Source organism: Novosphingobium album (ex Liu et al. 2023) (assembly GCF_029076845.1).
Taxonomy (GTDB): domain Bacteria; phylum Pseudomonadota; class Alphaproteobacteria; order Sphingomonadales; family Sphingomonadaceae; genus Novosphingobium.
This window is the reverse complement of the sequence record NZ_JARESE010000028.1, coordinates 291916-298830: the sequence shown is the minus strand read 5'-3', so window position 1 is coordinate 298830 and position 6915 is coordinate 291916. Positions and strand designations below refer to the sequence as shown.

Below are 6915 nucleotides of genomic sequence, written 5' to 3'. Positions count from 1 at the left end.
CGGCGCGGCCACCTATCGGCCATCAAAATTGACGCCGACCGGACTCCGTAATCGTCGCGCTACAGACACCGCCATCCTTGGCCGTATCATCTATCCGCGCGCTCTGGGCAAGCTGCAGGCGGAATTCGGTCTGGCGGACGGGGCGATCGCCCTCACGCCGCACGAATTGCTACGCGGCGCGGATGCGCCAGGCGGCGTTGCCATCCCCGGCCTCAAGCCGGCCCATCTGGTCAGGGTGACTGTCAATAACAGCCGCCGCATCGAAATCCGCGATTATCCGCCCGAACGGCGCAGCTGGCTCAAGTCCTGCGGGGCGTTCAGCGAGGTGATCGGCTTTCGGACGAGATTGTTTCTGCCGCCCGAGCAGGCGGAGGCGATATTGCGCCAGATCAGCGCTGAGCGCAGTTAGGCGCGCACGGCAACGCTGCTGTTGGGCACCTGATCTGAAATCCTGCGAGCCAGACCGTTCATCGGCCCGGCTCGCTCCCGAAAAAGTCAGACCGTCTGGGCCACTACTTCCGGCGCAGCTTCGACAGGCTTGGTCGCTTTTGTGCGCGGTGTCTTTGGCGTGTTGGGCTTGGCGGCCACGGCTTTGCGGGCAGGTTTGTCCTCAGTTGGTGCCGTGACGGCCTTGGCATTGCGTGCTTTCGGCGCGGCTGCTTTGGGTTCTGTCGCTGCCGATGTCTGCGTCCTGTCCGCGGGCTTGCGGCCGGCCTTCGCTTTGACGGATGCGCTACCCGCAATGGCGATGGTGGGTTTGGACACAGGGGCCGCGATGGGGGCTGCGCTGGCCTTTGCCTTGCTCACCCGTTTCGGCTTGGCGGTCGCTTTTTCGGCCGACGCGGATGCTTCGCGAGGAGTGGCGGCCGCAATCGCTTTCAGACGTCGATGGCCCAGGCCCAGCCGATTGGCGACTTGCCGCCGCTTCTCCGAATAGGCTTTCGCGACCATCGGATAGTCGGCGGGAAGATTGTAGCGTGCCCGGTATTCGGCCGGGGTCAAGCCATGCGCGGAGAGGTGCCGTTTCAGCGTCTTGTAGGGCTTGCCGTCGATCAGGCTGATCAGATGATCCGGCGAAGCCTTGCTGCGGCGCACCGAAACTGCAGGTGCATGTTCGGGTTCGCTCGGGGAAACTGGCGAGGTTTCGCCCATCAGCGCGGCCCGCGTCGATTGCACCAACGCCGGCAATTCGCCGCTCGGGACAGTGTTGTTGGCGAGATAGGCGCTCAACAATTGCACGGTGAGAGCAGTAACGTCGGTCTGATCGGTTTCGGCCATGGGCATGATCCTCGGGAGGGCATCGGATAGCGCGGCTTCTACATGCCTTCATTTTCACAAGAGTAAACAGCAAAGCCTGAAACGACTTTCCGTAAAGCCGAATGAACGCGGCGAGAAGGATCGGACGACCGCTATCGTCGGGCACCCTGTTCTTTCGGGGATCACATTTCCCGCAGGCTTCTCTTTGCGAGGCGGCCAGGATCGACGGCGTCCCGGACCGATCGAATATCTCGGTGCCGATGGCGGTTTCACGACAAGGGCAATGGCGAACCGGCTTTCAGCAGGGCGTCTATGCTGCCGATCCGGCAATATTGAGGGTGACACTTTCCGGGGGCCGATCGGGAAGGAGAGGGGGATGAGCGAGGACCTGACCAGCCGCGAGGCGCAGGAGACGATGATCGTGAAGATCCGCGATCAGATGGAACGCTTCGGCTTCACGCGGACGAATCCGCTCCAGGATTTCTGGTCGTTCAGCTTCTATTGCGAAGTCCGCATCGGCCAGCCCTACTGGGCGGTGCTCGCCAGACGGCAGGGCATGGGCAATGCCGTCGATCCATTCATGTCGCTTGCGGCCTTCAAGAAGCAGGTCAAGGCAGGCGATCGCCTGAAGCTCATCCATGGCCCGGGGCACAACCGGCTCGGCCTCACCCGCGCCATCGTTCAGGTGCGGTCCAACGATCTGATCCTCGAAGGGCGCAGCTACCTGACCCTGCCGCGCGCCTCCGGCTTTGCCTGCGACGGCAAGTTCGTACGGATCGCCAACGGCTCCGAATATGAGCCGGACGCGCATCTGCTCTATGAATGGATTCGCGAGGAGGCGGCCTGAGACGGGGTGTTCCCCGCCATGCATCGGGCTCCTCTGCAACGGATGGCGGCGCTGCTCCGCCAGTGCCAACCTCGCCACGATCTCTACACCGTGTTCGGTCATGCGATCGAGGCGATGGCGATCGCGGTGGCCAACAGCGTCGATCTCCGGCAGCGAGAAATACGCGAGCAGCGCTATCTTGCCATCGTCGGCCGTTATGACCGGGCGATCGTGGAGATGTTCCCGCAGATCATGGCCGAACTGGTCCTGGCGCTGGAGGCGGGACCCGGCGACGTGCTGGGCGCGCTGTTCCACGATCTGGAATTGCACAACAAGGCGCGCGGCCAGTTCTTCACCCCCTACAGCATCAGCCGGATGATGGCCGATGTGACCCTGGGCGATCCCGGTAGCGTCAAGGCGATCATTACTGAGCATGGGTTCGTCAGTGCGATGGAACCGGCCTGCGGCGCCGGGTCCATGGTGATCGCGCTGGCCGAGGCGATGGGAAAGATCGGCATCAACTATCAGCGCCATCTCCATGTCACGGCGATCGATATCGATCCGCGCGCGGTCCACATGGCCTATGCCCAGCTCTCGCTGCTGCATGTGCCGGCGCATCTGATGGTCGGCAATTCGCTGTCGAACGAGATTCGCGAGCATTGGTACACGCCGGCGCATATTCTGGGGGGCTGGAATGCGCGGCTCGCGGCCAGGAAGCTGGTCAGGGCAGAGGATATATCGGCCATGCCCCCGGCGCGGGAGCGAGTCACGTCCGCCGCCGCGATTCCGCCGCCGCCGAACCCTCTCCCGGCATCGTCACCGGCGATGCCGCGCCAGTTGAGCCTGTTCTGATTTTCTCCCTTTCTCGGCGAAGGAAGCCGCCATGCTGCATCATGTTCACATCAGCGCCTGTGGCCGCGTGGCCGCGGGCGCTCCCGTCATCACGCTTGCGATCTGCGGGCCGCGCGGCGGTATGCGCGCTATCGAGGACATCACCATCGAGGAAGCCGAAGGGATGCTCGATCAACTGACGAGGGCGATCGAGGCCGCGCGAACCGCCAATGATGCCGGGTGCCTGCCATGAATGCGGCGCTGTTCCGTGATGTCGCCAGCGCGGAGGGCTGGAGCGATGCGACGCAGATTGCCGTGCTGCTGCGCTATATAGCGCAGCAGGCTCCGGCCGGTGCCTTCGGCGCGTTCCTTGCCGGGCAACGCGCCGATCCCGCTGATGAGGACGCGGGAACCGATACCGCCGATGCCTTCATGCGCGCGGTGATGATCCTGCTGGCTGATCCGGGCCTCAAGCGCAATGCCGCGTTCCGGAGCCATTGCCGCCATGCACAAGGCCTGCTGACCCCGCGCGACGCCGCCGAACGCTGGTGCCGGTGGAGTCTCGGTTGAGGACAAGGGGCGACCAGCCGGCCACCATCGAGCATCGAGCATCGACCATCGCAAAGGAGGGAAGGGGGCGAAGGATGGGGCGGATCGAGGGCATCGGTGCCTTTCGGTTCTGATATCCTGAGGAGACAGTTCCATGGCGATGCTTGCCCAGACCCTCGACGCGCCGGTCGTGTCGGCTCCCTATCGTATTGACGTTTCGCGCGGGCGCATGAGCAGTCGCGTGTCGTCGGAATGGTTTTCGCGCCCCGACGACGAGAAATTCCTCTCGCTTTCCAGTCTCTATGACGCGGTGCGCAGCCGGGCCGAGCGCGCCACCACCCGCATCGTCGAAAGCCGCAGCCTTCGCATCGAAGCCAGAAGCGACAGTCCCGAAAGGCTCTCGCTGATCGCGCCAGGCGATGACCGCCCGGTCGCGCCGACCAACTGGTCGTTCGGCCAATTGTCGAGCCTGGTAGGCGCGCCAGCGTCCTATCTGCGCCAGCTTCCCGCCGCGCTCGCCGGCATCAATCTCCAGCACGGTTTGATCGCGCATCGCGGCGAACTGGTGAAACTCCTCCAGACCGAGGATGGCCGCACCGAACTGCGTGCGGCAACGGGTCCGGATTATGGCCGCATCTGGGACCATGAACTTGTGCAGGCGGTGATGGCCTTCGCCGGCGATGGCGTTGGTGACACCCGCTGGAAAGTCCCTGGCACGATCGACTGGGGCCGCATGACCTACAATCCCTTCGTCGACATCACCAAAGAGACGACGACGCTCTATGCCTCGGACCGCGACGTGTTCCTGTTCCTTGTCGACGACACCCATCCGATCGAGGCGGGCAGGCTCCCCAATGGCGATCCCGATCTCTACTTCCGCGGCTTCTATGCCTGGAACAGCGAGGTGGGTTCCAAAACGCTTGGCATCGCCACCTTCTACCTGCGCGGGGTCTGCGCCAACAGGTGCTTGTGGGGCATGGAAAATTTCGAGGAAGTGAACATCCGTCACTCCAAGTTCGCCGCTAACCGCTTCGCGCATCAGGCCGCGCCCGCGCTCGAACATTTTGCCGACTCCTCGCCCCAGCATTTCATCAGCGGCATCAAGGCGGCGCGGGAACGTATCGTCGCGCGCAAAGACGATGACCGCGAGACCTTCCTGCGCCGGCGCGGCTTTTCCAAGGCAGAGACGAGCAAGATCATCCAGACGGTCCTCGCCGAGGAAGGGCATCCGCCCGCCAGCCTCTATGATTTCGTGCAGGGGATCACCGCGGTCGCGCGCGGCAAGCCGCATCAGGACAGCCGCCTCGAGATGGAAGGCAAGGCACGGAAGCTGCTCGAACAGGCGCTCTGAACCGCCTGTAATTACCGATCCACCTGACCATCGCGCGCTGCGGCTCCCGGCCGTGGCGCGCTTGCTTTTTGAAAGGATGCGGCCATGCGTGCCCGTTCGACCGATACCCTGTCCTCGTTCACCGTCGATGTCGCCTTCTTCAGCGGCGACGAACGCTATGCCACCGAAACCTACAGCATCACCGCCAGCACCTGGTTCACAGCGCAGCAACAGGCGCTGCAGATGTCGGTGAGCAGCCCCTTTGACGATCCGCGCGTGCCGGATCTGAGGCGCGAAGCCACCGAGCGTCCGTCGTGATCGGCATCTCGTTCCCGGCATTCAACTTCTGGCACCCACATTTCTCAGGAGATCATCCGTGACCACACCGCCACCGAGCGCGGCGACCCTGTTGCCGCTGTCCCGCATCGGCAAAGGGGACAATCCCCGGCGCTATTTCGACCGCAAGAAGCATGAGGAATTGGTCGCCTCGATCCGCTTGCGCGGCATTCTCCAGCCGATCCTGCTCCGGCCCGATCCCCGTTCCGATGGCCATTATCTGATCGTCGCCGGCGAACGCCGCTATCGGGCGGCGCTGGAGGTCTTCGGTCCCGATGGCGCAATACCCGTCGTCATCCGCGAGATGACCGACGAGGAAGCGCTCGAAGCCGCGATCGACGAGAACGACGTGCGCGACGATGCCTCGGAGACCGAACAGGCCGATGCCGCCGTGCGCGTGCTGGCCGCATGCCGCAACGATCATGCCGAAGCGGCGCGGCGGCTTGGCTGGTCGCGCGCCAAGCTCGACCGCCGTCTGGCCCTGGCCGACCTCTCCGAGACGGTCAAACTGGCGCTCGACGAACGGCGGATCAAGCTGGGTCATGCCGAACTGCTCGCCGTCATACCCGGCGACAAGCAGGACAAGGCGCTGGAAACCATCCTCACCTCCGGCCTCGATGTCGGCAAGACGCGCGATTTGCTGATGCGGGTCACGCAGAATCTCGCCGCCGCCTGTTTCGACAAAAGCGAATGCACCAGCTGTCCGTTCAATTCGGGGCGGCAGCGCGCCTTGTTCGAGACCCATGTCGATGACGGCCATTGCACCAATCCGGTCTGCTTCCAGTTGAAGACCGAGGCTTATGAGACGGCGCAGCGCGAAGAGCAGGACCGCGCTGTGGTCGCCGCACGAGCATCGGAGTCTTCAGACGACGACGGTGCTGATGATGAGGAGGAAGATGCCGATTTTGACGGCGAGAACGATCTCGATGAGGGGGAGGGTGATCCTGAGGGCGGCGGCGCTGCCACCGTCGACTCCAACCCATTGGCGGGATCGTCGCCCAGCCGATTGGATGCTGCACCCGCGACCACCGGCGCGACCGGAGCAGGGGTAGCCAGAACCGCAGCTTCCTCCAAGGCCGCGAGCGGAACGCGGGCCGCACCCAAAACGCCCGCCGCGCAATCGCTGATCAGCCGCACCGCCGAAGTGCGTCAGGCGGCATGGCGAACCGCGCTGGCGCGCTCGCTCGCGGGCGATGCCGGCCAGGCCCAGACCGCGATCCTGGTCGCGGCCATGTCGGGCACGCTCTCGCAGATCAAATCCGAGACGCTGACCTCCCGCGCCAGCCTGCTGGTCGGGCCGTCCTTCCCGAACCTCGACTACAGCGCTCAGATCGCAGACATCCGCGCGCTACCGGATGCCCGTGCCGCCAATGTGCTCTGCGTCATCGCTGCCGCCTATGCCAAGGATGTGGCCGACTTCGACCATGTCGCCGATCTCGCCAGGGCCTTCGCCGTCGATCTCCGGACAAGCTGGCAGGTCGATAAGGCCTTCCTCGAGCGCTACACCAAAGACGAGATCAAATTCATCGCCCAGGAATGCGGCCTGATCGCACATGTCGGCGCGAAGGCTTTCGCCAAACTGCTCGCGTCGAAAAAGCCCGACCTCATCGCAGGACTGCTGGGCCGCCCCGGCTTCGATTGGGCCGGGCGGCTGCCGGGCTGCATGACGCTCGATGGCGTCTATGGCCCGCCGCTGCACCGCCCGGTTGAGCCAGCCGCTCCGCTGCCCGCCCTGCCAGCTGACGAACCCATCACCGATATCGCCGCCTGATCCGGGCGTCTCACC

General features: G+C 64.4%; 8 protein-coding genes and 1 pseudogene. 8 read left to right on the top strand and 1 reads right to left on the bottom strand.

The genetic code is table 11. The features are described 5' to 3' along the window. Positions 1–409, top strand: a pseudogene (locus PYV00_RS10640) (strawberry notch C-terminal domain-containing protein); the annotation flags it as partial. 86 nt (positions 410–495) lie between these two features. Here PYV00_RS10640 and PYV00_RS10635 read toward each other — a convergent pair. Continuing rightward, positions 496–1278: a MucR family transcriptional regulator gene (locus tag PYV00_RS10635; protein WP_275228236.1), complete on the bottom strand. Its 783-nt coding sequence runs from the start codon at positions 1276–1278 to the stop codon at positions 496–498. 355 nt (positions 1279–1633) lie between these two features. Here PYV00_RS10635 and PYV00_RS10630 point away from each other — a divergent pair, with 355 nt between their 5' ends. From PYV00_RS10630 to PYV00_RS10600, 7 genes are all read left to right on the top strand, one after another. Beyond that, positions 1634–2104, top strand: a complete 471-nt coding sequence (locus PYV00_RS10630; RefSeq protein WP_428981625.1) for a hypothetical protein — start codon at positions 1634–1636, stop codon at positions 2102–2104. Between the two features lie 18 nt (positions 2105–2122). Further along, positions 2123–2935 carry an N-6 DNA methylase gene (locus PYV00_RS10625; protein WP_275228235.1) on the top strand — a complete coding sequence of 271 codons (813 nt, stop codon included), beginning with the start codon at positions 2123–2125 and terminating at the stop codon, positions 2933–2935. 31 nt (positions 2936–2966) lie between these two features. Then, positions 2967–3167 (top strand): hypothetical protein, encoded by a 201-nt coding sequence (locus PYV00_RS10620; RefSeq protein ID WP_275228234.1) that lies wholly within the window; start codon positions 2967–2969, stop codon positions 3165–3167. Further along, positions 3164–3484 (top strand): hypothetical protein, encoded by a 321-nt coding sequence (locus tag PYV00_RS10615; protein ID WP_275228233.1) that lies wholly within the window; start codon positions 3164–3166, stop codon positions 3482–3484. The genes PYV00_RS10620 and PYV00_RS10615 overlap by 4 nt, the downstream gene beginning before the upstream one ends. A gap of 139 nt (positions 3485–3623) precedes the next feature. Next, entirely contained in the window at positions 3624–4814 is a 1191-nt protein-coding gene (locus PYV00_RS10610; RefSeq protein WP_428981627.1) for a DUF932 domain-containing protein, read from the top strand. 84 nt (positions 4815–4898) lie between these two features. Further along, positions 4899–5111 carry a hypothetical protein gene (locus tag PYV00_RS10605; RefSeq protein WP_275228231.1) on the top strand — a complete coding sequence of 71 codons (213 nt, stop codon included), beginning with the start codon at positions 4899–4901 and terminating at the stop codon, positions 5109–5111. A gap of 58 nt (positions 5112–5169) precedes the next feature. After that, positions 5170–6900 (top strand): PRTRC system ParB family protein, encoded by a 1731-nt coding sequence (locus PYV00_RS10600; RefSeq protein ID WP_275228230.1) that lies wholly within the window; start codon positions 5170–5172, stop codon positions 6898–6900. Positions 6901–6915: the final 15 nt, after the last annotated feature.

Bases quoted from the DNA above. Each gene is read 5' to 3' on its own strand.
- PYV00_RS10635 (WP_275228236.1), bottom strand. From the start codon at position 1,278: ATGGCCGAAACCGATCAGACCGACGTTACTGCTCTCACCGTGCAATTG.
- PYV00_RS10630 (WP_428981625.1), top strand. From the start codon at position 1,634: ATGAGCGAGGACCTGACCAGCCGCGAGGCGCAGGAGACGATGATCGTG.
- PYV00_RS10625 (WP_275228235.1), top strand. From the start codon at position 2,123: ATGCATCGGGCTCCTCTGCAACGGATGGCGGCGCTGCTCCGCCAGTGC.
- PYV00_RS10620 (WP_275228234.1), top strand. From the start codon at position 2,967: ATGCTGCATCATGTTCACATCAGCGCCTGTGGCCGCGTGGCCGCGGGC.
- PYV00_RS10615 (WP_275228233.1), top strand. From the start codon at position 3,164: ATGAATGCGGCGCTGTTCCGTGATGTCGCCAGCGCGGAGGGCTGGAGC.
- PYV00_RS10610 (WP_428981627.1), top strand. From the start codon at position 3,624: ATGCTTGCCCAGACCCTCGACGCGCCGGTCGTGTCGGCTCCCTATCGT.
- PYV00_RS10605 (WP_275228231.1), top strand. From the start codon at position 4,899: ATGCGTGCCCGTTCGACCGATACCCTGTCCTCGTTCACCGTCGATGTC.